Source organism: Heliophilum fasciatum (genome assembly GCF_004341395.1).
In the GTDB taxonomy this organism is placed as follows: Bacteria; Bacillota; Desulfitobacteriia; order Heliobacteriales; family Heliobacteriaceae; genus Heliophilum; species Heliophilum fasciatum.
Genome location: NZ_SLXT01000004.1, coordinates 1 through 24,723, shown reverse-complemented (window position 1 = coordinate 24,723; position 24,723 = coordinate 1). Strand labels below are relative to the sequence as shown.

Here is a 24,723-nt window from a genome sequence, read left to right as displayed (position 1 = left end):
ATACTAGGCAGTATGAATGAATTTGTTTGTTTGCGTCAATGGATTCTTAATTTTCGCCGTCTGCTGGCGATGCCGGCCAGCGAGGAAAAGTCCCTTCCACCCTGTGCATCATCAACAGTACAGTTATATCCTTATTGTCTGCTCGACAAGCCGGCAGTGCCGTTGCCGGATCGCTTAGCCGTTGCCGATAGCAAAACCGAAGCTGACGCGTCGATACCGGAACCAAGCGTACCCTTGCTTGCCGATCATGCTTATCTCGATTTAGGAAGTACACTTCCTACCGTGGAACAGTTATGCAGCGCCGATGAGCCACGCTGTGACCGCCTGGACTTGGCACTGGATCAATTGCTGGAAGTGATGGTTCAACAGCGCTGGTCACGGCTACGCGCAGGGATTAACGAACTATTGAAAGATTACCTTCGCAGTTTGCTGGGACTGTCTGCTCCCGGCACCTTCCCTGGCCTTGCCCACAGCCCTGCCCCCAGCTACAGCAACACCGGCGAGTCAACGCACTGTCCCGCCCCGGATCCCGATGAACTGACAAGGCGGTACATGGATATCCTCAGTCTCATCTTTGAGTATTGCCAGTCCTCTCGTTTTCCCTATCGTGACAGCTTGTGGGGTTACTTCAGCGATTGCCTGCGTTCCGTTGGCTTGACCCTGGCAGAGCACCGGCAATGGTCCGCTTTGGCCGTTTTAATAACGGAAACGGCGGCCATGGGGCGACAAGCAGCGCGGGAAGGCTTGCCGACGGCACCGCTGCAACACCTGCTCCGCCGCCTCGAAAGCGCCTGCTTGTCCGGGAATGCACCGGAGATCGCTCAACTGGCCAAGAATCTGCGTTTTACCCTGGAGGTGTGAGGTGTGTTCGATCAAGAGATTTATGTGACCTTTCTCTGGACGGTTTCGGGCGCCCTCTTGGCCTTGCTGGGATCGACCGGTATTTTTGTATCGCTGCTTGTACAGCGACGGGTGGAGCGCCTGCAAGATGTGCTGGAAGAATTTCTTGAGCTGCCCTATTTTGAAAATAAAAATTTAACCGGCCCGATGGCCAACTTGGTGCGCAAATATCAGATGTATTACCTTTTTCCCCATGGACCCAGCCAAACGTTGCTTTTTTATCTTGATTTTACACTGGCACTGATCGGCGGTATCTGGATGTTTGTGCTTTTGCAGGGACTACAACCGCCGTTAGGCAACCAACTAGTAATTCAGGGGCTCTTGCTTTTCTTAATCGCAGGGAACTTTCTCTTGTTTCGCCGCCTGCTTCAGCACAGCATCAACCCCACTGGCAACGAACTTTTCAATGCGATTATTCCTCCGCCGGATCAGCTACGCTCCGTTTCCTACTTGTCACGGTATGTCAATGTGTCGGTACGCTCCATGATTCAGCAAGCTCGTTTGGCCCTGGTGATTCAACCGGATGGCGAACTGCGGCTCAAAGAAGAGCTTTCCTTTGATGACTTTTTTTATATCCTCTCTGCCCCCGGCCTTGCGCTATGGGCTTGGGGGGAATTGCGCCTACAATTTCCTGCCGATCCGATCACCAAAAAACCGGTTCCCCTACAGCGCAATATTGAGATTCCTTTGGCCGGTACCAGTGCGCCGGCGCTCAGCGAAACCATTTCTTCTCTGACCATCACTTTCTGGATCTTTGCGCTGGGCGAAAAGCACCCCATCCAGTATCGGTTTATCCTTGACCGTGAAGATGGTGGGTTTCACTCGCGCCCTTTTCCGGAAAATACCGTTCAGTCGCAGATCGTTTATCAAGTGGAGCAAAAAAAACTACGCATCTTAAAGGGCATGGAGTTACTCACCGGGATGAGCGCTTTCTTGGATGATCTCTGGTGGGATGGGGAACGTTACTATACACAAACACCGGCAAAGGGTGTACCTTGCCGGTGTCTTCGTATGCCTGAGATCCGCTAATGCTTGCCTCATTACTGATCCACTTTGTTAGCCTTTTCCTTTTCGGTTGCGGTTGCTTTAACGACCGGTTCCAGTACGAGGGGCTGCGCCTTAAAGCGTAAGACTTTGCCGTGTCCTCGATCCTTGTCGGAGATGCGACCTTGGCTATAGATGAGCTTCCCATTGACCCAGACATAGCGCATGGGATTTTTGTCTCGGGCCTGGCCATTGAGGATCAAGGGATCAACCACAACGACGTCGGCCCATTTGCCTTTTTCCAGGGTGCCGCGATCAGCGATGCGCAGCAACTGTGCCGGACGAGCCGCCAGCTTGACGGCAACTTCTTCCCAGAGAATCCGGCCTTGTGTCTGCACGGTATGCAAAAGAAAATCCCGGATCACTTCTTTGTCACCATTGGTATATCCTGTTCCCGGCTCGACCGTCAGGGCCGCATAAGGGGCAGCACTGATCGCTTGCAAGCGCTCCGGATTGGCCGTTCGCAAGGTTACTTGAACGGTCGAATCAGCGCTCAAGGCACGCACCACTTCTGCCGGCGTTCGGAGCGTCTCCATGGCCACTTCCGTGATGGTTTTTCCGATATAGCCTTCGGCAGCTACACCGGCCTGAGCAATTTCGATGCGCTCCAGGGGGTACCGCGAAAGCGCACGCTGCAAGGTCTGTCGCACTTCTACGGTTTGACGCATCCCGGGATAAAGGCAAACGTAAAAGCGATTGCCGTCGGCATAGGCACTTTTTAACGATGCCAGCATGCTGTCGATCTTGGCTGGGGGGCCGCTTTCCCAGTAAGGCCAAGGGGCCAGCATGACCGATGCGCCGCTGACGCGATGCAATTCAACGACGCGGCGCAGGAGCGCTTCCGGATCGGGTGTTTCTGCCGGAAGCGTCATGGCGAGCAACGCGCCGCGCTCCTTGAGGATTTTCGCCAAGGCTAAGACTTCTTCATAGGTGATCTGCTGGCCGATTTCGTCATCAAAATTAACGGATAAGCCAAAAGCGCCTTGCTCCAAGTTGGCATCAAGTTCTCTTTCCAGATCGGCCAGTGCCGGCCGTGGTTTGGTTGCTTCTGCCTTTTTGGCTGCTGCGGCTTTTTTCGCGGTTTCCGCTTTTTTGGCCGCTTCTGCTTTTTTCGCTGCTTCTTCCGGCGACGCTTCTTCTGGCAACTCTTCTTCGGGTAATTCTTCTTCGGGTAATTCTTCTTCCGGCAACGCTTCTTCCTCTGCCGCTTCCGGCAGAACAAACAGATCTTGATGACCGGTAAGCACTCCATAATTGAGGGAAAGCTTGGCCTGACCGGCTTTTTGCAGGTGCTGAGCAATCGTTTCTTCCGTCTTGGTCCCATGGTCGAAGAGCATGGTCGTGACGCCCTGGCGAATCAGCATGTCCAATTTTGTCCCATCGTCTTCCACGCCATCAATTCGTGAGTAAAGATCGAAAAATCCGGGCAGGATGAACATGCCCGTCGCATCAATCACAGTTATCCCTTCCGGTGGCTCAATGTAGCCGATAAAAGCAATTTTTCCTCTTTGAATGGCCACATCCGCTTGATATCGCGGTTTTCCTGTTCCATCGATCACCGTACCGTTTTTGAGCACAAAGTCGTAATTCATCGGCTTCTCCGCCCATGCAAAACCCTGCTCCGCCAGCCAGCCCAGGCCAAAGTAAACGCCGGTGAACGATCCTGCAAACAAAAAGATTAGTCCCGCAATCAAGACGATCAGTCGTCTCATGCCGTTCCTCCTCCGGCACTTAGCCATAAAAGAATAAAATTACATCCGTTCCAGATACTATGCGCTACGGTCACCGAGAGGAGATTTCTCTCTCGCAGCGCTTCTCGGCCAAGTAGCCAAGCAGCCAAGTAAAGGAGCGGCAAACGAAACAGATCCAGATGAAGCGCCGCAAAAAGGAGTGCTGAACCATGTAAAGCTTTGCGCTCACCCCAACGTGCGGCCAAGGCGGGCAAAAGAAATCCACGAAATAACGCTTCCTCACTCCATGGTGCCAGCAGGACAACGCTTAAGAAAGCTCCCCCCGTTGCGGCTTCGGCCATTGCCCGGCGTAGAACTTGTTCCGCTGCTTGGGGCGGCGGGTTCAACAAAGACAAGATCGCCCCAAGGACGATGCCGCCGCTCAGAAGCACCCCTGCCAGCCCAATGCCGCGGTAAAAAGCGCGGGCATGTACTTTAAAGGGCAAAAGCAACAGAGACGACTGATCCGTACTTTCCCCGGTCTTGCGCCGGAACCAACGCGATCCAACATAAGCAATCGCGAAAAGCAAAGCGGAAGTGAATGCACTTTTCAGCAGTAATGATGACATCCTCCATCACTCCCTCTTTGGTTTTCGCGATATCGGTGAAAAATCCCTGCCCCGTCATGAAATTAAGCGCTACGAACGGGGAAATACTAGATCAAGCTAGACAGGAGGTGGCAACCCTATGAATTTTCTATCGCTTAGTTTGTTCCTCACGCTGGTTTTTTTCCTTGCCTTTTGGATGCCTCGATGGATGCGTATGGGATCTGCCCGTGAAAAGCAAGGTCCCCGGGGCAGCCAGTTTGGTCTTACCGAATTTTCCGAAGAACTATCCTTATTTCCGCCGTTGCGGCATCGCTTTGACAGCGCACTGCCACCGTTACCGCAGCAATTAGGTAATGATTGCTTAACGGTATTGGTGCGTTCGGCCGATTCCCTGTATGTATATTGGGAACTGACGGCGGCACGGGAAGCGGCAGCCAGTCTCGCTTATCCCCGGGAAATCTGGGACAGTGCCCCCATGGTCTTGCGCTTATACGATGTGACGAGCGGCCAGGATTGGACCGTCGCATCGCATCAAGAGCATGCTTTGTTGCCGGGAAGCGATCACTGGTTCTTTCATGGTTTGGTACCTTCTACCCAGTATCAAGTCTTAGTGGGCCGGATCTTGTCTGATAAGTTCATTCCTTTATTAATCTCCGGCATTGTCAAAACGCCACCGGCCGCACCTTCATCCATCATCGATCCGCTGTGGCCGCCCATTGCCGGTCTCATGCCCGGTTTTGTTGGAGCATTCGTACCACAGGAGGACGGTGACGTGCCGACATCGCCACAACGCGCCTGGTCAGCGCTGCCTTCCTCGCCGCAAGGTGCTTGGTCATCACCACAAGGTGCCTGGTCGTCACCACAAGGCCCATGGTCCGGTGCGCCTTCGTCGCCCCAAGGCGCTTGGGCAAATCCCGAAACAGGAGGAAGCAGCTGATGCCCGCAGGTTGGTTGGCCTTTGTCTTACATGCCCATCTCCCCTTTATACGCCACCCTGATCGGCATGATTATCTGGAAGAACGCTGGCTTTTTGAAGCCATTACTGAATGTTATTTGCCACTTCTGAGTGTCTTTGAAGGCTGGGTTCGTGATCAGATTCCCGCTCGTTTAACACTGACCATGAGTCCTCCCTTGCTCAATATGCTTGCTGATCCGCTTTTGCAAGATCGTTATCGTCAACACATGGAACGACTGCTGTTACTTGGTGAACTGGAAATCGAGCGCACGCGCGGTGATGATCAGTTTCATCCTCTGGCGATCATGTATCATGATCGCTTTGCTCATCACTTGCATCGCTTTGAACATGAATACGGCCGTGACTTGATCGGCGCTTTTCGTCGCCTCATGGATCAAGGGATTCTGGAAATTATCCCCTGCCCGGCTACGCATGGCTATTTGCCCTTGATGAAAGACAATCCTCAGGCACAACGGGCGCAACTGCAAGTTGCCGTTGATGTGTATTGGCAATATTTTAATCGTGCCCCCCTGGGCATCTGGCTATCGGAGTGTGCTTATCATCCCGGCTTAGATCAGTTGCTCATGGAAAAGGGGATCGGTTATTTTATTACCGACGCTCATGGCATCTTATACGCTACGCCCCAACCGCGTTATGGGCTTTTCGCGCCACTGCGCACACCGCACGGTGCGGCCGCCTTCGGTCGTGACATGGAATCATCGCGGCAAGTCTGGAGTAAAGACGAAGGCTATCCCGGTGACGTCGATTATCGTGAATACTATCGGGATGTAGGCTATGATCAAGATTTCGAGTATCTTCGTCCCTTTATTCATCCGGAAGGGATTCGCTTGCATACGGGATTTAAATATCATCGCATCACCGAACGCGAAGGCCATCACAAGGAGGCCTATGTGCCGGAATGGGCTGCCGGTAAAGCGCGGCAGCACGCGGAAAATTTTATTTTCAACCGTCAACAACAAGTGCGCTATCTCAATGGACTGATGGATCGACCGCCGATGATCCTTTCTCCTTACGATGCCGAGTTGTTCGGTCACTGGTGGTACGAAGGCCCTCAATTTATTGATCAAGTTTTCCGCTGCCGGGCGCGAGTCGCACCGGAACTGCAGATGGCCACACCCGGTGATTACTTAAAAAGCGGGTTGCCGATTCAACCGGCCGAACCTTGTGAATCCAGTTGGGGAGCCGACGGTTGTCATCAAGTCTGGCTCAACGAAACGAACCACTGGCTTTATCGCCACTTGCATCAAGCAGCCGATCGCATGGTCGATCTGGCCAGTCGTTATCATCATCCTGACGGTTGGCAGCACCGCATCTTAAATCAAATGGCGCGGGAGTTATTGCTTGCCCAGAGCAGTGACTGGGCTTTTATCATGAAAACAGGCACGACGGTCAAATACGCCACCAACCGCAGTCTGTACCATTTAAATAATTGTACTCGTCTGGAAGAGATGTTGCGCAACTGCGACAATGGGTTGCACGGTGCATGGCTCGAAGAATTGAATGACATGGAAGACCGTAACAATGTCTTTCCATCGATTGATTATCGTATCTATCAAACACAAGCGCAACACTGATAAAAAAAATAACAACACTGATAAAAAAACAACCCATTTGCGGGTTGTTTTTTTATCAGGTAAATGTGATTTCAATGGTTCTAACGGTTCTAATGATTCTAACCTTAAACTTATTTGCGACGACGAGAAACCGCTTGGTCAGCCGTGCGTCCCAAAGGCCACAAATTCAAGAAACTTTTGTTGGCAGCAACCGTTGTTTTGGGCTGTTGCTGCAGCACCGTTTCATACAGTTGTCCCGTCGTCCGTGCAATCGCCTGCCAGGAGTATTTCTGGGTTACATCTTTGGCAGCTTGTTTGGTCACTGCATGGGCTAGTCGGTCGTCACTGAGCAATTGTCGGACTTGGTAGGCTACCGATCCCGGGTTGTTCACATGCGCTTTGACACCGTTGACCCGATGCTGGATAATCTCGCCCAGACCGCCCGTATCGGATACGAGCACCGGCGTATTGGAAGCCATCGCTTCTAAGGCGACAATGCCAAAGGGCTCATACAAGCTGGGAAAGAGCGCCACTTCAGCAGCGCGCAGCAAGCCCACCTTGGGGCCATGCTCCAGATAACCGGCAAAATGCACTTTGTGGGCCACACCGCGTTGGCGCGCCAGCGCTTCCAGGTAACCGCGCTGTACACCGCTGCCACCAATGACGAGCTTGACTTGCGGATGGGTATGCAGGATTTCCGGCATCGCTTCAATCGCCACTTGTATGCCTTTTTCCCAAACTAAGCGGCCCACATAAAGCAAAATCCGTTCGTGATCGCTGGCGTACCAATTGCGGTTGAAATCAGGGCTCACTTTATCAGCCCTAAAGTCTTCCGCATGCACACCGTTAGGGATGACGCTCAACTTATCCGCCGGAACTTGGAAGATGCGCTGCAGTTCGCCTTGCATCGCTTGACTACAGACAATGACGCGCCATGATTCATAACAAAGCCACCATTCGATTTGGCTGATGTACCGCTGCAAATCGGTGTGCAGTCCGTTGTGGCGTCCCCACTCGGTGGCGTGAATCGTGGCGATCATCGGTACCTCCCAGGCATTTTTCAACGCCCGTCCGGCAAAGGCGACAAGCCAATCATGAGCATGGACGATATCAAAGGGGCCGTATTGAGACGGTAAGGTCATCGCCTTTTCTAAGAAAACAAAATTCAACTGGTGAATGCCGCCGATAAAATCAAGGGACCAAATGGAATTCGCTTGAATGCGATGAACTACAACGCCACGATCATGGTCAAGCGCCGGCAATTGATCATCGCCTTGAGTTACAACATGAACTTCATGACCTTGCCGTACTAATTCCCCGGCGAGGCCGTGAACGTGCGGTGCCAGTCCGCCTACGCTTTTCGGCGGGTATTCCCAGGAAAGCATGAGAATCCGCATGTCTTTCCCCCTGTCTGCTTTGATTGTGGCGGTTTAACCGTTATGAATCTGGAAGCTCCAGTTATGACCGCTGTTGTTGTCCCAGTTAGAGGCCGAGTCGCGAAAACAAAGGTTCATGGTGCGGCCCCAATCGTCAGCGCTGATCACTTTGGCCCAGCCCCAACCGAGTTTTTCCATACGCAGCTCTTGCGTATCTTCCCATTTGTCGGAATCACCATAGCCAAGATGAAGAAATACTTGATCGGCACCGCTATTGGCGAGCAAACCGGAGTACAGAATCGTCACGTCTTGTCCGGCCGTAATCGGCATGGGGTCAACACGTACGCCACCGGGATAAGTGTGATTGGCCATCGCTTCGATACGATTGTCTTCCTCGAAATTGCTGTACTTGAGATTCGACATATTTAACCTCCTTCATAGAAGTGGCAACGGTTCCACCATTGCTAGTATGCGAAGATCCGGGGCAAGCTATGACCGAAGGCGACCATGGAGGCTGTGAAAAAGCAAAAAAACTGCCCGGCAGTTTATACTGCGGACAGTTTTTGGTTTGAGACAGTTTGAGGCCGCTTGAAACAGCAGCAATTAGTGGTGAGTGACAGGATATCCGTAAAGTTCTTCGTAGATGTACATGATTTCCTTGTCGAAGAGCGTCCGCTTGAGTTCAACCGCAGCGGAACGAACGCGCTCCAGAATTTCCGATGCTTGCCCTTCCGTTATATCGATTTCAAACTCGCGGAATTTAGCTTTGATCGAGGCCGTACCGGAGTGTTTGCCGATGACGATCTGACGAGCCAAGCCCACTTCTTCCGGAGTGATCACTTCATAGGTTTGAGGATTTTTCAGCGCGCCGTCAGCATGAATGCCCGATTCGTGAGCAAACATGTTCGTACCGACGATGGCTTTCCAGGAGGGCAGGAAGCGGCCCGAAGCCTTGGCGACATAGTCGCAGAGCTCAACAAATTTGTCGGTTTTGAAGTTGAGGTCGGTATCATCGAGATACTTAAGGGCCATAACGACTTCTTCCAAAGCCGAGTTGCCGGCGCGCTCACCGAGACCGTTGACGGTAACACCCACGTGGGTAGCACCGGCGCGAACACCGGCCAAAGCATTGGCCGTAGCCATACCGAAATCATCGTGCGTATGCATTTCAATGTCGATATCGACAGCATCACGGAGGGCTTTAATCCGCTCATAGGTGAGGAATGGCTCCAGGATACCTACGGTGTCGCAGAAACGAATGCGGTCGGCTCCGGCTTTTTTCGCTTCCGTGGCAAACTGAATCAGGAAGTTAATGTCCGAGCGGGAAGCATCTTCTGCGTTCACGGAAATGTACATGCCTTCTTTTTTGGCAAATTCCGTGGCTTTGATCATCGATTCCAGAACCCATTCCCGGGTGGTACGCAGCTTATGTTGAATGTGAATATCGGAAGTAGAAATAGAAATCGCTACGGCGTCAACACCGCAACCGATGGATTTTTCGATGTCTTTGATCACCGCCCGGTTCCAGCCCATGATGCTGGCTTTGAGACCGAGTTTACAGATGGCTTTGATAGCTTCTTCTTCATCGCCACCCATGACCGGAATACCGGCTTCGATCTGGTGAACACCGACTTCATCTAACATCCGGGCAATCCGGATTTTTTCTTTGTTCGCAAAAACGACTCCAGCTGTTTGTTCTCCGTCGCGTAACGTGGTATCAACGATAGTGATATGTTTTTTTGTCACGACTTCCACACCTTTCACTAATTTGATTTTTACCCAAAGTGCCTCTATTTTAACAATAGGATGGCCAAATAGCAATAACCCCCTAGACTTTAGCTGTATACACTGCTACGTTTTTACTTTTATGGCAACAACGTAACCGATACAACCCGATCCAAAGCAATCACTTGTTTTTGTGCACTTGGCAGATCTAAGGGAATAATATGGGCAAAGGGCGGTTCCAATGACTCCACCTGATAACAGCGCTTACTTCCGTCTTGAAACTGAATCATGACGTTGCGCTCTTGAGCAATGGCCTGCTCAATTTGGTGGTAAACTCCTGCTCGATGTAGGGCCATTTCTTTTTCCACCTCACGGTATCCTTTACAAGCGGCTACACCTCAGGACGTCACCGATTGAAGTGCCGCCAGAACAGCGCCGGCATGCCCATCGGCTTTTACTTTCCGCCAGACTTGCACAACATTTCCTTCGGGATCGATGAGCACGGTTGTTCGCTCTACACCGATGGATTTCTTCCCATACATGTTTTTTTCTTTCAAAACATCATAGAGCGTGCAAACAACGCTGTCGCTGTCACTGAGTAGCAAAAAAGGAGTACACAGTTTTTCGATAAACTTCTGATGGCTTTTGATGGAATCTCGACTGATCCCCAGGATCACCGCGTTGGCAGCTTGAAACTGCTCGTGAAGTTCTCCAAATTGGCGTGTTTCCAATGTGCACCCTGGCGTATTGTCCTTGGGGTAAAAATAAAGAACGACGTATTGCCCGCACAACTGAGCCAGTTCAACAGTGCTTCCGTCACTGGCCGGTAGCGTAAACAAAGGGGCAGGTTGACCGGCAAGGATATCTGCCATCATGCTTACCTCCAGAGTATAGTGATCACGAAAAAATTGCTGGGAAGATTGGCTGAATTTACTGAATGTTCTGTTGATCTACGACAATAGGTATTCGCCAATAACTTTGAAACTTCCTGCTTGCAGCTATTTTTTTTTTATTCAGGCAGCTACCCGGAAATATTTCCGGGTAGCTGCCTGTTTGGAAGCTGTCCTTGTGCTTACATTTTCATCGCCTGAGCCGCAGCAAACAAATAAAGATAGCTTTCTTTGACACCCGTCGTGAACACGGCACTGGCCGCTCGCCGGTACCACTCGATCTGGACAGCATAGCGCTGACGGATCTGCTCCAGCCACGGGTTACTTGTCCCGTCTGCCGGTAGCGCAGGGGGCCGATCGGTTTTATAGTCGACCAAGACCCATCCATCGCCTTCATCAAACAAACAATCGATGACACCTTGCATCACTACATGCTCCCGATGCTGCCCATCGCCGGCGATCCCGGGGGCCACCGTCGTCAGCGGCAAGGCCATGCTGAAAGGAACTTCCCGCATCACCGTACGTGCCTTGAACATCCGCTCTGCCAGGTCGCTCCGGTAAAACTGTTCGATCGTCGCTACGTCGATCGCTTGGCGCTGCTGCGGGGTCATCAATTCACAGTGCACCAAGTGATCCAACTGCTCAGCCAGATCACCTGATGTTACGGCGCGCCGGTGATCGACATGCTGCATGGCCAGGTGCATGGCCGTCCCTCGTTCACTGGCCGTCAGCGCCTGTTGCGCTTGCAAAAAGCGCGGCCGCTCCCGCCAGGGACGACGTTGCGCCAGCAGCGGTTGTGCTTCCTCATTGATTGGATGTTGCTTAGTCAAACGCTTGAGTTCCGTAACGGTGATCTTGGCGGCGATCCCTCGTCGGTCCGCCCAGGGATCGTGCCAGGCCAACAGCGGTGCCATGGCGCTGCCATCAACGACCGGTTCCAGTGCCTGTACTTGGGTCCATCGTGGATCTTGTTGAACCGGTATCGGCACTTCCGGCGCTGAATCGGTAGCACCGCCCAAGCAAAGCTTCCATGAAGGCGGTTGGCAGCCGACAACGGCCGGGCTAATCCAGTCAAGAAAACTGTTGGCACGCTGCAAAGGACGCGCCGGCAAGCGCCCATCATCGGGCTCTATCCCGCGCCAGTCAGCCAGTTGTTTTTCCGGATCGGTCAGGGTACCCAAGAGAATCAACCGTTCTTTTGCCCTTGTCAGGGCCACGTAGAGAATCCGCATCTCTTCAGCTAAGGTTTCACGCTGCACTTGCCCGGCAATGGCCCATTTGGCCACGGTTGGATAACGCAAACCCGCTTCCGTATCAAAGACCATGGGTCCCAGACCTAGCTCTTGGTGAATTAACAAGGGTTGACGTAAATCTTGACGGTTAAACCGGCTGCCGATGGCCGGTAGGAAAACAACAGGAAACTCCAATCCCTTGCTTTTGTGGATGCTCATGATGCGCACGACGTCTTCCGTCTCGCCGAGCGCACGGGCAGCGCCAAGATCATCGCCCTTTTCCTGCAAGCGGCGAATAAAGCGTAAAAAGCGAAATAACCCGCGATAACTCGTCGCTTCAAACTGGCGTGCCCGGTCATGGAGCGCCCGTAAATTGGCTTGCCGCTGTAATCCCCCGGGCATGGCGCTGACATAAGCGAAGTAGCCCGTATCCCGATAGATCTGCCAGATCAGATCGGTCACGGTGCCTTGGCGCGCTTGCGTGCGCCACGCTTCCAACTGCGTCAAAAATCGCTGTAACTGCGGCACCAGTTGATCACCGTCGGACAAGACGCCTGGTTCCAGACAGTGCTGCAAGGCCCGGTAATAATTTTCGGCCGGCGCAGCCAAACGGATTCGTGCCAATGTATCGGCGGCAAAACCGAACAAAGGAGACCGCAACACCGCCGCCAGGGGAATGTCTTGCTGGGGATTATCGATCAACTGCAATAAGGATAGCATGACAGTGATCTCCGTTGTAGCCAAGTAGCCTGTACCCAACTCTGCGTAGGCCGGCAATTGGGCCTGACGGAAAGCTTCCATATAGATCGGTGCCCGGTTTTTCGTGCTGCGCAGCAACACCACGATATCACGATAGCGCAGGGGCCGCATGCCGCCAAGGTCGCGATCGTACACTTCTGTTCCCGCTTCCATAAGCGCCCGGATGCTTTCTACGACGGTGCGCGCTTCGATCTCATCGCGTTCGGCGTCAAGAATCCCTTCCGCTTCGGCATCACTTTCTGTTGGGTTTTGCCCTTCATCGCTCTGAAGACCGTCGAGTGCATCCATGAATAGCACGTCATTGGTTGTCTCACTTTGTTCCTCGGCGCCTAGCAAACGAAGTTCCACCAAAGGACCGCCTCCGGGCAGCGGCGGATAAAGAGCGCCACTTACCAGTTCGGCCCGGCTGTCATAATCCATATCGGCAACTTCCCGGCGCATGATCAGTCGAAACAGATCATTGACAGCATCAATGATTTCCGCGCGGCTGCGAAAGTTTTTTGCCAGGTCAATCGCTCGTCCCGGCGACAGTTCCGCCGGCCGTCCCGCCGTCTCTTGCGCTGTTGCCGAGTTTTCGGTAGCACCGGCACCGGCAAAACAGCGATATCTCGTTAAAAACAACCCCGGGTCGGCCAGGCGAAAGCGGTAGATGCTTTGCTTGACATCGCCAACCATGAACCGGTTTTGCTGGGCGACCATCGTCAAGACCATTTCTTGGACAGCATTGATATCTTGATATTCATCGGTCAGCACTTCGCTGAAGTGACGGCGCAATTCTAAAGCCGCTTCCGAAGGCATGGGCTGGTCCGGCGTCGATGCCGGATCGAGCAGCAAGCGCAGCGCAAAGTGCTCCAGATCAGCAAAATCAACGATGCGCTTGGCTGCTTTGGCCTGCCGATAGGCTTCTTGAAAAGCCAGCACCGTATTCACCAGAGTACGTACATCCGGCGCAATGCGGCGCAGATCGTCGACCCAAGCGGCAGGCGGGCGCTTGGCGTATTTTTGCACGAGATCTTTGAGCACTTTTTTGGCTTTATCCCGCTGCGTTTGCGCCGCTTTTTTCAACTCTTCATCAACGTTGCGCACTGCTTTTAACCGGCCAAACGTCGCTTCCGGTAGCGCTGCATAAAGGGCCTTCCAGGAACGCTGGGCTGCTTGCTCCAGTTGCTGCACCATCGCTTGCTCTTGCAGCAAGTTAACCTTATAGGCTGCCGGTCCCCCCGGCTCATCGGTGATCCGCAAGGCTTGGGCTAAAGCGTCACCGGCATCGGCCAAGTCCTCGCAGATCTGGCGGCGCAACGCTTGAAACCAAGGATGGTCTTCAAAATTATCCTGATCAATACGCTCAAAGGCTTCGGCGGCCGCTTCCAGCCACCGGCGCGGCCAGGGTTGGCTCATCGCTTGTCGATCGATCTGCATGATCACGGCGAACAAACCACTGTCATCGCGGTCACTGCCGTAGGCATCGGCAAGACGAGCAAAAGAACCGGCTTCCCCCAGCGCTTCCTGGGCCGTTTCATCGGCAGTTCCTGCACCGGCGGCATTTGCACCAGCGCCACTTACATCGGCAGTACTTGCACCGTCCGCTTCATGAGCCCTTTCGATCACCTGCTCCAATACATCAGCCCGTAGCAGTTCCGTTTCCGTATCATCGGCCACGCGAAAAGCCGGATCCAGCCCCAGGCGATAGTAATTTTTACGCATCAGATCCAAGCAAAAGGAATGAAGCGTCGTGATCGGCGCCCGCCCCAGCAAAATCACTTGCTCGCGCATCCGCCCGGCTGCAGTTCCCTCAAGCTGAGCGGCTTCGTGCTCCAAAGCCTTGCCGATGCGCTCACGCATCTCCGCCGCTGCCGCATTGGTAAACGTAACGATCAGCATGCGGTCAATATCAACGCCCTCACGGATCCGGCCCAGAATGCGCTCCACCAGCACGGCCGTCTTGCCCGCACCGGCACCGGCCGCCACCAGCAGATCACCGCCGCGCGCCGTAATCGCTTGCCACTGGGCATCGGTCCATCGACTGTCTCTTTTCATGGGAAACCTCCTAGCGCTTCAGGTCTTTTAGACATTGCCAGATCTGATCGGGTGGCGGATCGATCAGTAAGCGATAGTCATTGTCCGGCAGCGTCGGGTCAAACTGACAAACCGGTTGATAGGGACAAAAGGTGCAAGCCACATGTTGCTGGCGTCGGTACGGCGAGATATCAATGTGACCGGCAAAAATCGCTTCACCGGCTTCTGTGAAAATCCGGTAACTGTGATTGCGTAACTGCGCAAACTGCTCCAGCGTCAGCAAAGCCTTGCGGCTGGCAGCCGTGAAATCACCGTCTTTTTTGACACCGAGGGGAACCAGCAGCGAACTGTTGCCCGGTTGAAGCCCTTCATCCATCCACCCGGCGATGGTCAAATCGTGCAGCACCATGCCTTCCATGCGCATGCTTTTCATCTGGCGCTGCTGCACTTCACTGAGCGGTAAGGGACCGTCAGCCGTCACGATCGGTTGTTTGAGGCCAAAATAAAGCATACCTGCCGGCAGCACTGTGCCTTGAACGGCGCGGGCCATGTTTTGCAGAGCTACATCGAGATAGGTCAAAAGCTGCAGTTGCAGTCCATGATAAACACCGCCCAGATCAAAAGCAGTCTTGCTGGACTTATAATCAATGATCCGCAGCCATGTAGCCAGTTCGCCCGGCGCCGGCGGCGTATCAAGCGGCAGGGACGCTGCACTCAATGGTGCCCGAAAGGCGTCCAGGCGGTCAATGCGACCGACCAGTTCCATCTGCCGCCCCTGGCTCAAGGGAACCAAGACAGGCGGCCAAGCGTCGCCGAGGCCAAAGGGGATTTCCAGGCCAATCGGTTGAAACCGCCCTGACCGGCCATGTTCACTTAAGACCTGGACGACGCGCAGCAAGGTCTTGCGTAAACGCCCTTGCAAATAGCGATAGCGCGCCGAACTGAGCAAAATCTCATTTTGCAGTTGCGGCGCCAGATGGGCCATCACCTGCTCCACACGGCGCACCTGCTCCTCTCGACTGAGACGGCCCCAGTCCAGTTGATCCGCTTGCAGTTGATCACCAAAGCGCTTAAGCGCGGCATGATGAAACTGGCCGACCTCCGGTGCTTGCAAGCGATACTGGGAACGCTCCCGCAAGCGCAAACCATAGGCAGCAAAGTGACGAAAAGGACAGGCCAGATAACTTTCGATGCGTGAGATACTGGCTTGCAAGCGCGAACCGATCAAGTGGCGCGTTCGCTCCCCCGGCAAAGGATGTTCGCGGTTGCGATGCCACAAGCCCGGCAGCATCGTCGCCAGCCGGGGACGCCATTGGGGATGTACGACAAGCCATGAGTAGACTTGCCACCAATAGGGCGCGATGTCATGGCCGTTGCGTCCCTCCCGCAGTTGCCCGATCAAGTAGTCGATCACCTTCGGCGGCGGGCACAGAAAAGCGCGACCGGCCGCTTCGTCACCGACAGGCGGTGATAGGGGCCAATCCAACGACGTCAACGCCGGCACCACCTGACGCACACGATGAATCACGAAAGACGGTGCCATCGCCCGCCCTTCCTCATCGGCCATGGGATAACTGAGAATCAGCCGCGCCGATGCCCGGGTCAAGGCCATATACACATGGGTTTGTTCATCAAAGAGCCGCCGCCGGTGCCCAGGTGCCATTTCAATCTGCGCCGCCTGGCTGATCAATTCGCGCTCGCGATCGTCAAAAACACCATCTTCACGCAGTCGCGCCGGCAATCCTCCCTCGGTAACGCCCAGGACAAAAACAACCTTGGCCTGAGGATTGCGAGAACGATCGAGCGTACCGATCAACACTTGATTTAATTCCGGCGGGATCAGCCGGAGCCGCAGTGTCTCCAGACCGGCATCTAAGACCGTCCGGTACATGGCCAGATCCACCGGTTGATCACCGAGCGCTTCCACCAGTTGGTCCAATACATCAAGGGCAGCCGTCCAGATTTGCCGGTACGCCCGCGCCCGTTCCACTTGCCCCGACGCTTCGGCCTGTTCGCTCCATAAGGCTAACTGACCGGGCACGTCCAAATCCAACAACAGTTGATAGAGTGCGGCGGAAAAAGTCCTGGCGTCCCTGGCCCCCTTAATCGCCTGTTCAAAACGCAGTAATGGTGCCCGCACTTGATCACGGGTGGTGTTGACAGCAGCCAAGTCCCGCAATTCTCGGGCGCCTAATTCCGCCGTTTCATCGACGGTAAAGCGGCGACGGTAGCCCCAATCATGGCTGTCACGCCAGCGAAAACCACGCAACCCATGAGCCAGTACATAGTTTTCCAACTGATCGGCGGCATCCCGGGTTACCGGTATCAAGTCCGTTTTCAAATAACGAAAAATCGGCTCATCGGCCCAATCACTTTCGATGATTTCACAAGCCGATCGCAGCAGTTCCACCAGCGGATGATGGATGACCGACCGCTGGTGATCGAGAAAAAAGGGAATCTGCAGATCATCGAAAACCGTCAAAAGCAAGTCCAGGTACGGTGCGAGATCGCGCGTCAAGATCGCCATCTCCTGCCAGCGATAGCCTTCTTCCCGGCAAAGGCGCACAATCTCCCGCGCCGCCCCTTCCACCTCGGCGCGCCGGTTCGCCGCTATCGCTACAGCCACCGCCGGTGCCGCTGATGGCCACGGCGTCAGGGACGGCGCAAAATAAGTTCGTTCCAAGTGCTGCAGTTCCGGAGCACCGGCAAACCGCGGCGCACCATCCCTTTTGTCGAGAATCACCGGCGGCAACACCTGGGCTCCTGTCTCGACCGCGATCTGCAACAAGCGATGATAGGTCTCAACAGCGCCATGAAAAGGATCAGCCGCTGCCGCCTGCAGTTTACCACCGTCCATGGTCAAGGTAATATGTACATCCCAACCTTTACGCAAAAGGGCGGCAATGACCCGCCGCTCTTGGGGCATAAAGCGGGTAAAGCCATCGATCCAGACTTGCCCGACCGACCATTCTTGCAGCCGTTCCGCCAGGAGATCGAGATAATCGTCAGGGTCGGTATAGCGCCCGGCCAGCGCTTCTTGCATGGCCGCCGCCATGACAGCCAGATCATGAAGCTTATCACGCAACAATCCCGTTCCCGGCACATGGGCCAGTTGATCCATGCAATTTTCCAAGACCGGTTGGTCGATGCGATACGCTTTGAGTTCTGTGAGCATCGTGCTCAAGGCATCAGTAAAACCGATGCGCTCCGCGGAACGGTCAAAAAGGCAAAGTTCTTCTTTTTTGCTGTCCAGCAAGTGCCGCAAGATCATGCGCTTGCCCAACTCGCCAATGGGCAAGCGCGCACTGCCGCCCTTTTCCTGGAGCACCCGGTGAGCAAGGCGGCGGAAACTGTACACTTGCGCCCGCACCATCACACCACCGGGCACCGCAGCGAGCAAGGCCCGTTCCGCGTTAAAAGTCATTTGTTCCGGTACGATCAAGAGCAAAGGATCGCCGGCAGGCGCTTGATGCAAGGCTTCTGCCATCGCTTGCAAGCAATACTGTGTCTTGCCGCTGCCGGCCCGGCCGAGAATCAAGCGTACACTCATCGTTCCTTACCTGTACCTACATAAAATTTGCGGTCCATGCCTTTTAGCCACGGTGTCCAGTTGTCTCGCGCTTCATCGATACCACGGAGCACTTTATCTTTTTCCGCATCAAAGCGATCGGCCATGTGCAAGATCAAGCTTTCCATGGTTTTGGGCCGCTTCGGTGATTGATATTCATACTCACCGTGATGACTGGCGATAATGTGCAGTAACTGCAAGCGTAGTTCAGCAGGAAACCCGGCAACTCGTTCGATGGCCCGTTCGACGCGCATGATGCCGATGACAATATGACCGAGCAAGTTACCTTCATCGGTATAGCCGATCAGCGTATCATACTGCAGTTCATCAATCTTGCCGATGTCATGAAGCAAGGCACCGGCGATCAGCAAATCACGATCGGCCATGGGCGCCGTCTCGGCCAGACGCAACGCCACGTCGACAACGCCAAGCGAATGCTCCAACAAACCGCCGATATAGGCTTGATGGTGCGTCATGGCCGCCGGCGCCGTCGTGTAGGCACGGCGCACCGCCGGATCGTCAAGGAGACCTTGAAGCAGTGCCCGCAAATGCGGTTGTTCTACTGCGCCCATCGCTTCAGTGCAACGGCGCCAGAGTTCCTGACGATTACAAGGAGTGACCGGTAAAAAAACTTCCCAATCGATCGTCAGCGGATCGACAGGTTCGACCATTTGCAGATGCAGTTGTGTACTGCCTTGATACTCCGAAGCAAGGCCCCGTACGCGGTACACCCGGTTCTCCTGAAGGACCTGGGCGATACGAGGAACGAGATCGCCTTTTTCCCAGACACGCCCTTCAATCTTGCCGGTCCGATCCTCCAAGAGCATGCTCAGGTAATGGCCTTTACTGGTATCGCGGTAGGGCACTTGAGCAAAGCGGCGCACCACCAGTTGGCCTTCAAATAATTTGCCGCCAGCGATGTCTTTGACCCAGACCCGCACTTCCGGATTCCCTGTGCCCTTACCTTCGTTACGTTCGTTTCCCATCAAACGGTCGATCCTTTCTCGCGCAGTTTTTCGCTGCGTTGCTTCCGCGCTACGAATATAGACGCCCTCACGCAGCGGTAATCACAGCGGAGGGCGTTACTTCGTTTCGTTCCGTCTAACGACGGTCCAGTTCTGCTTTCAGTAGTTGATTGACAACGCCGGGATTGGCTTTGCCTTTGGTCGCTTTCATGATCTGACCGACAAAGAAGCCCACGGCTTTTTCTTTGCCTGCTTTATAATCAGCAACAACATTGGGGTTTTTATCGACAATTTCAGCAACGATCTTGGCAATGGCCCCTTCATCGGAGATCTGGACCAGACCTTTTTCTTCGACGATCACTTTGGCTTCCTTACCGGTGGCATACATCGTTTCAAAGACGGTTTTGGCAATTTTGCTGGAGATCGTGCCGGCTTCCAGCAGTTGCAAAAGACCGACCAAGTTCTCCGGCGAGATCGGGCAATCTTCAAAGCCCTTGCCGTCTTCTTTAACGAGACGGGTCAGTTCACCCATCATATAGTTCGAGATCTGTTTGGCTCGATCCTTCCCTTGCTGATCAGCTTGGCGATAGCCGTCGTCATCGGCAATGGGCGACGGTTCGATGCCGTAGTGACGGCAAGCGGCATCAAAATAATCGGCCATGGCTTTGGAATCGGTAATGATGCCGGCATCATAGGAAGGCAGCCCATAGGCAGCGACGAGGCGTTCATGACGGGCTTCCGGCAATTCCGGCAACGCCGCCCGCACCCGATCCACCCACTCCCGGGAAATGATGATCGGCACCAGATCGGGTTCCGGGAAGTACCGGTAGTCGTGGGCTTCTTCTTTGCTGCGCAAGGAGATGGTGACGCCTTTGGCGTCATCCCACATGCGCGTTTCTTGCACGACAACACCGCCGTCGCGGAGGATCTCGGCTTGCCGCTCGATTTCATACTCTAGCGCTTTTTGCAGCGTCTTGAACGAGTTCATATTCTTGAGCTCTGACCGCACGCCAAACTCTTTTTGGCCCCAAGGGCGCAGGGAGATGTTGGCATCACAGCGCAAACTGCCCTGTTCCATCTTACAGTCGGAAACGCCCGTATATTCGAGGATCGCCTTCACATGTTCCATATAAGCGATGGCTTCTTCGACGGAACGGATATCGGGTTCGGAAACGATTTCAATGAGGGGCACAGCCGTGCGGTTATAGTCAGCCAACGAATAGCCGGCACCGGCCAAGGTTCCGCCACCATGAACGAGTTTACCGGCATCTTCTTCCATGTGCACACGGGTAATACCGATCCGTTTCGTTCCTTGTGACGTGGTGATGTCCACCCAGCCCTTTTCGGCAATGGGCAAGTCATATTGCGACGTTTGATAAGCCTTGGGCAGGTCCGGGTAAAAATAGTTTTTGCGGTCAAACTTAGAAAACTCAGCAATCGTACAGTTGAGTGCCAGGCCGGCTGTCATGGCATACTCGACCACTTGCCGGTTTAAAACCGGTAACACACCGGGCAGTCCCAGACAGACAGGACAAACATGGGTGTTTTGCTCACCGCCGAACTCGGTCGTACAACCACAGAAAATCTTGCTCTTGGTCGCCAGTTCAGAGTGAATCTCCAGCCCCATGACAATTTCAAATTCAAATTCTTGCATCACTTACTCCCCCAGTTGCGGCATCTGCCGGTGGTACCCGGTCTCCTGCTCAAAGGCATAGGCCGCTTGCAAGAGGCGCGGTTCGTCAAAAGCCTTGCCCATCAACTGCAACCCTACGGGCATACCGCCGGCAAAGCCACCGTTGATCGACAGTCCCGGAATCCCGGCCAGGTTCGCCGACAGGGTGCAGACGTCGGAGAGATACATCGCCAGGGGGTTGTCCGTACGGGAACCAAAGGGAAAGGCCACCGTCGGCGACGTGGGCGATAGGATGAGGTCAAAACGCTCAAAAGCCTGATCAAAATCTTGTTTGATTAAGGTACGCACTTTTTGCGCTTTCAGATAGTAGGCATCGTAGTAACCGGACGACAGCGCATAGGTGCCCAGCATGATGCGCCGCTTGACTTCGGCACCAAAGCCTTCGGCGCGCGTCTTTTTGAACATCTCGACGATGTCATCGGCACCTTCGGCGCGGTAACCGTAGCGCACCCCGTCATAACGGGCCAAGTTGGATGATGCTTCGGCCGGAGCGATTAAGTAGTAAACGGGCAAGGCATATTCTGTATGGGGCAACGTGCATTCCTGCACTTCGGCGCCGAGATCGCAGAACACTTGCAGCGCCTTGTCGATCACAGCGGCCACTCCCGGTTCCAGACCTTCGCCCATGTACTCTTTGGGTACACCGATTTTCCATCCTTTGATCGACTGGCCTAAAAGCGCCGTGTAATCGGGATAAGCCACCGGTGCGGACGTGGAATCAAGGGGATCATGACCGGCAATGGCATTCATCACCAGTGCGCAGTCACGAACATCACGGGTAAAAGGACCGATCTGATCGAGAGAAGAAGCAAACGCCACCAGTCCATAACGGGAAACGGCGCCATAAGTCGGCTTCATCCCGACGACTCCACAAAAAGCTGCCGGTTGGCGAATCGAACCGCCTGTGTCAGAACCTAAGGAAAAGACGGCTTCGCCGGCGGCAACGGCAGCAGCAGCGCCACCGGACGATCCGCCAGGCACACAATTGAGATCCCAAGGGTTTTTCGTGGGAAAAAAGTGCGAGTTTTCCGTGGAAGAGCCCATGGCGAACTCATCCATATTTAACTTGCCCAGCAGCGGCGCACCGGCCTCTTTTAGCTTCTTGACGACCGTCGCATCATAGGGTGGTACAAAGTTATGGAGCATCTTGGACGAACAAGTCGTTTTGATGCCATCGGTACAAAGGTTGTCTTTCAGCGCCATCGGGATGCCTTCCAGCGGTCCAATGGCTTCACCGGCAGCCACTTTGGCATCGACACGTTGGGCTTCGGCCAAAGCGGCCTCCGCGGTCCGGGTCATATAAGCTTGCACTTGCGGCTCTACGGTATCGATGCGCCCCAGATGGGCTTCCACCAGTTCCGTTGCTGTAATTTCTTTTTGAACGAGCAGCCCATGAAGTTCATGGGCCGGTTTGGCAAAGAGCTTCACAATAGTCCTCCTCAACGCTTCATATCCATCGTACGATCAGGGCGTTGTTGATCAGACGATGCGTGGTACACGGAAAAAGCCATCTTCCTCTTCCGGTGCATTGGCCACGATCTTGGCTTGCTCCATGGAAGGTCTCACCACATCATCGCGGAAGACATTGTGGAGCGGAAACACATGGGCTGTCGGCGCTACGGCCGATGTATCGAGCGCTTCCAAGCGCTGGGCATAATCTAAAATCGCATTCAACTGCGTCGTGTACATGGCCACTTCGTCATCGGTCAGGGCCAGGCGGGCGAGCATGGCTACATGCTCTACTTCAGCTTTGGTCAAAGACACAATCATTCACCTTCTTCAATCAATCATCAAGATAAGGATATTCTAGCCAATTACGCCCACTTTGTCATCCTATCGCCCGATCACGAATGCTCCTGATGTTTAAGCAACGTCGTTACATTCGCCGGCTCAAAGGTATCTTCGCGATGGGTAAGAAAAAAGCCCCCGTACTTAAATAAGACTTTTTTCAGTTGCTCCAGCCGTTCCCGGGAAACCGTATCGATCACCGCATACCCCTTGTTGATCGTTAATGTCCCCAGTTGGCTGACGACTTGACCGTCGATTTGACTGGTCAAATCCTGCAAAGCGACGGCATCACCAGGAATAGGCACGCTGTGCCGCCGCAGTTCGGTCATTAACTGACCGGACATGCCCTGATCCAACCATTCAAAGGTCAGCACTTCGCCTTCACCCTTTTTACGCTTGCTCTCGACCAGCAAAAGATCGGGAACGTCCAACAAGGCTTTTTTGAGGGAGCGATAATCATCAACATGATAGATGGCCCGTGATGCGCCGGCCAAATGGCCTTCGACCGTCAACAAGCGCGGTGCAATCGGTATTTGGCGCAGCTGCAGAAAGAAAAAGAGGATCTGCCGCGATTTGCGCACCCAAAGCTCCTGAAAATTCCCGCCACGCTCCTTGGTTTCCAGCTTGCCAATCCGTTGCATGCCGTTGATGATGGCCATGCGGTACCAGGGCGGAAAAAAATAAGCTACACCGCCATACCGGTATACCCCTTCCCAGGGAAGAATGCGACAAAAAAGCACAAAGCCCACTTCATAGGGCGCGCGCTCGCCTGTATAATCGGGATCTTTGATTTCAAACATTTCATCGGTAAACAAATCCTTGATCCAGAAGCTATCGTTGCCCAATCGTTCGATCACGTACACACCGGGGCGGTTCTGCAGCCAGATTTCCACGGCCTGACGCAGCGGTAGGGCCAGGTGCTTACCGATTTCCCGCAAAAACACTTGCAATGCCGTCACACCGCCGCGCATGCGCCGGTCAAAAACAAACCATTCCCAGAACAGCGCCGATTGCGGGTGCTCTTCAAAAGGCTTTTCCGGATCGGCCGTCTGGCGCACAAAAATCGGCCATTCCCGCTTCCAGGCTTCCATAAAGCGCCACTGCACAAATTGCGTCAGCAACGATCCAATCTGCGCCATCTGCGCCAGCGCCCGGGCCACCGGATCTTGGTCCCCTTGATCGTTGCCCCAGCCTTCCGGCCAGATCAAACTGTCGTGGAGCCGTCCCTGCCAAGCTTCCAGCAGTTCTGCAAAAGTCTGGTAGGTGCCTTCACGAAAAAGATAATTGGCCATCTCCGGCAACCGGAAAGGTCCCTGCCCACGGTTTTTGCCGAGAATATGCTCACGGCGCAATTCTTGTACCAGTAAGGCCAGGCGATCTTCACTGACCGACCCGACAACGATTTCATCGGGCGCCAACCACACTTGACCACGTCCATCGCGGGCGACATCAATGCCCATGGCGATGGCATCATTGACGCGGCTTACATGAGTCTGTCTAAAAACCTCCGCATCCCAAGGGTCGATTCATAAAACTCAGTATTCAATGGTATTTTGTGCCATTTAAAGGTATTTTGGCTTCGCTTGTCGAATCAAATGAAGAAAAGATCGATTCGAAAGCGAGGTTTTCTCCATGTTTCGATATGATGATGATCCCCAAGGTAGCTTTTATAATCATGACGGCCTATGGGATACGTTGATTCCCAACGATTCGGTATTTCGCCTGTTTCGTGAATTCGCGCCGATCTTAATTCAACCGGATGACTTTATCGGCCGATACAGCCTCGACAATGGGCGTCCCAGCCATGCTGCGTTACGGATGACGATGGCTTGTTTATTGCAGCAAATGCTAAATGAAACCGATCGCGGAATGGAAGTGCAGACCCGTGTCAATCTCGAAGTCAAATATGCATTAGGCATGGCCCTCGACGATCCCGGCATTGATCATGCGAACTTCGGCG

Annotated in this window: 19 protein-coding genes; 5 read left to right on the top strand and 14 right to left on the bottom strand. The window is 54.0% G+C overall.

Features of this window, described 5'->3' with window-relative positions; genetic code table 11:
• Positions 1-12: 12 nt before the first annotated feature.
• Both EDD73_RS02655 and EDD73_RS02650 read left to right on the top strand, forming a co-directional pair.
• On the top strand, positions 13-861 hold the full coding sequence (locus tag EDD73_RS02655; protein WP_131918150.1) for a hypothetical protein: 849 nt from the start codon (positions 13-15) through the stop codon (positions 859-861).
• Between the two features lie 3 nt (positions 862-864).
• On the top strand, positions 865-1,929 hold the full coding sequence (locus EDD73_RS02650; RefSeq protein WP_131918149.1) for a hypothetical protein: 1,065 nt from the start codon (positions 865-867) through the stop codon (positions 1,927-1,929).
• A gap of 11 nt (positions 1,930-1,940) precedes the next feature.
• Here EDD73_RS02650 and EDD73_RS02645 read toward each other — a convergent pair whose 3' ends face one another.
• Together EDD73_RS02645 and EDD73_RS02640 are read right to left on the bottom strand one after the other, a co-directional pair.
• A complete protein-coding gene (locus tag EDD73_RS02645; RefSeq protein WP_131918148.1) occupies positions 1,941-3,656 on the bottom strand; it encodes an amidohydrolase family protein in 1,716 nt (571 codons plus the stop codon).
• A complete protein-coding gene (locus EDD73_RS02640) occupies positions 3,653-4,243 on the bottom strand; it encodes a CPBP family intramembrane glutamic endopeptidase (protein ID WP_131918147.1) in 591 nt (196 codons plus the stop codon). Before EDD73_RS02640 ends, EDD73_RS02645 begins: the two co-directional genes overlap by 4 nt.
• A gap of 118 nt (positions 4,244-4,361) precedes the next feature.
• Here EDD73_RS02640 and EDD73_RS02635 point away from each other — a divergent pair, with 118 nt between their 5' ends.
• On the top strand, positions 4,362-5,159 hold the full coding sequence (locus tag EDD73_RS02635) for a DUF4912 domain-containing protein (RefSeq protein ID WP_131918146.1): 798 nt from the start codon (positions 4,362-4,364) through the stop codon (positions 5,157-5,159).
• On the top strand, positions 5,159-6,772 hold the full coding sequence (locus EDD73_RS02630; protein ID WP_131918145.1) for a glycoside hydrolase family 57 protein: 1,614 nt from the start codon (positions 5,159-5,161) through the stop codon (positions 6,770-6,772). Before EDD73_RS02635 ends, EDD73_RS02630 begins: the two co-directional genes overlap by 1 nt.
• A 110-nt stretch (positions 6,773-6,882) precedes the next feature.
• Here EDD73_RS02630 and EDD73_RS02625 read toward each other — a convergent pair whose 3' ends face one another.
• The 12 genes from EDD73_RS02625 to EDD73_RS02570 all read right to left on the bottom strand — a co-directional run bounded on the left by EDD73_RS02625 (position 6,883) and on the right by EDD73_RS02570 (position 24,223).
• Positions 6,883-8,148, bottom strand: a complete 1,266-nt coding sequence (locus EDD73_RS02625) for a glycosyltransferase family 4 protein (RefSeq protein WP_207668791.1) — start codon at positions 8,146-8,148, stop codon at positions 6,883-6,885.
• Positions 8,149-8,181: 33 nt separating this feature from the next.
• A complete protein-coding gene (locus tag EDD73_RS02620; RefSeq protein WP_131918143.1) occupies positions 8,182-8,550 on the bottom strand; it encodes a carbohydrate-binding protein in 369 nt (122 codons plus the stop codon).
• Positions 8,551-8,730: 180 nt separating this feature from the next.
• Entirely contained in the window at positions 8,731-9,873 is a 1,143-nt protein-coding gene (nifV, locus tag EDD73_RS02615; RefSeq protein WP_131918142.1) for a homocitrate synthase, read from the bottom strand.
• A 119-nt stretch (positions 9,874-9,992) separates the two neighbouring features.
• Positions 9,993-10,208 (bottom strand): hypothetical protein, encoded by a 216-nt coding sequence (locus tag EDD73_RS02610; protein ID WP_131918141.1) that lies wholly within the window; start codon positions 10,206-10,208, stop codon positions 9,993-9,995.
• Between the two features lie 42 nt (positions 10,209-10,250).
• Positions 10,251-10,724, bottom strand: a complete 474-nt coding sequence (locus tag EDD73_RS02605) for a peroxiredoxin (protein ID WP_131918140.1) — start codon at positions 10,722-10,724, stop codon at positions 10,251-10,253.
• A 200-nt stretch (positions 10,725-10,924) separates the two neighbouring features.
• Positions 10,925-14,770, bottom strand: a complete 3,846-nt coding sequence (gene addA / locus EDD73_RS02600; RefSeq protein ID WP_131918139.1) for a helicase-exonuclease AddAB subunit AddA — start codon at positions 14,768-14,770, stop codon at positions 10,925-10,927.
• 10 nt (positions 14,771-14,780) lie between these two features.
• Entirely contained in the window at positions 14,781-18,299 is a 3,519-nt protein-coding gene (addB, locus tag EDD73_RS02595) for a helicase-exonuclease AddAB subunit AddB (RefSeq protein ID WP_131918138.1), read from the bottom strand.
• Complete coding sequence (locus EDD73_RS02590; RefSeq protein WP_131918137.1) at positions 18,296-19,303, bottom strand: 3'-5' exoribonuclease YhaM family protein; 1,008 nt, start codon at positions 19,301-19,303, stop codon at positions 18,296-18,298. The genes addB and EDD73_RS02590 overlap by 4 nt, the downstream gene beginning before the upstream one ends.
• 115 nt (positions 19,304-19,418) lie before the next feature.
• Complete coding sequence (gene gatB, locus EDD73_RS02585; RefSeq protein ID WP_131918136.1) at positions 19,419-20,936, bottom strand: Asp-tRNA(Asn)/Glu-tRNA(Gln) amidotransferase subunit GatB; 1,518 nt, start codon at positions 20,934-20,936, stop codon at positions 19,419-19,421.
• A gap of 3 nt (positions 20,937-20,939) precedes the next feature.
• Positions 20,940-22,403 (bottom strand): Asp-tRNA(Asn)/Glu-tRNA(Gln) amidotransferase subunit GatA, encoded by a 1,464-nt coding sequence (gatA, locus tag EDD73_RS02580; protein ID WP_131918135.1) that lies wholly within the window; start codon positions 22,401-22,403, stop codon positions 20,940-20,942.
• A gap of 51 nt (positions 22,404-22,454) precedes the next feature.
• Positions 22,455-22,739, bottom strand: a complete 285-nt coding sequence (gene gatC / locus EDD73_RS02575; protein WP_131918134.1) for an Asp-tRNA(Asn)/Glu-tRNA(Gln) amidotransferase subunit GatC — start codon at positions 22,737-22,739, stop codon at positions 22,455-22,457.
• Positions 22,740-22,819: 80 nt separating this feature from the next.
• Positions 22,820-24,223 (bottom strand): hypothetical protein, encoded by a 1,404-nt coding sequence (locus tag EDD73_RS02570; protein ID WP_131918133.1) that lies wholly within the window; start codon positions 24,221-24,223, stop codon positions 22,820-22,822.
• Between the two features lie 172 nt (positions 24,224-24,395).
• On the opposite strand from EDD73_RS02570, the gene EDD73_RS02565 reads away from it, so the two are divergent.
• A partial coding sequence (locus EDD73_RS02565; RefSeq protein ID WP_131918132.1) for a transposase occupies positions 24,396-24,723 on the top strand: 328 nt, incomplete at its 3' end.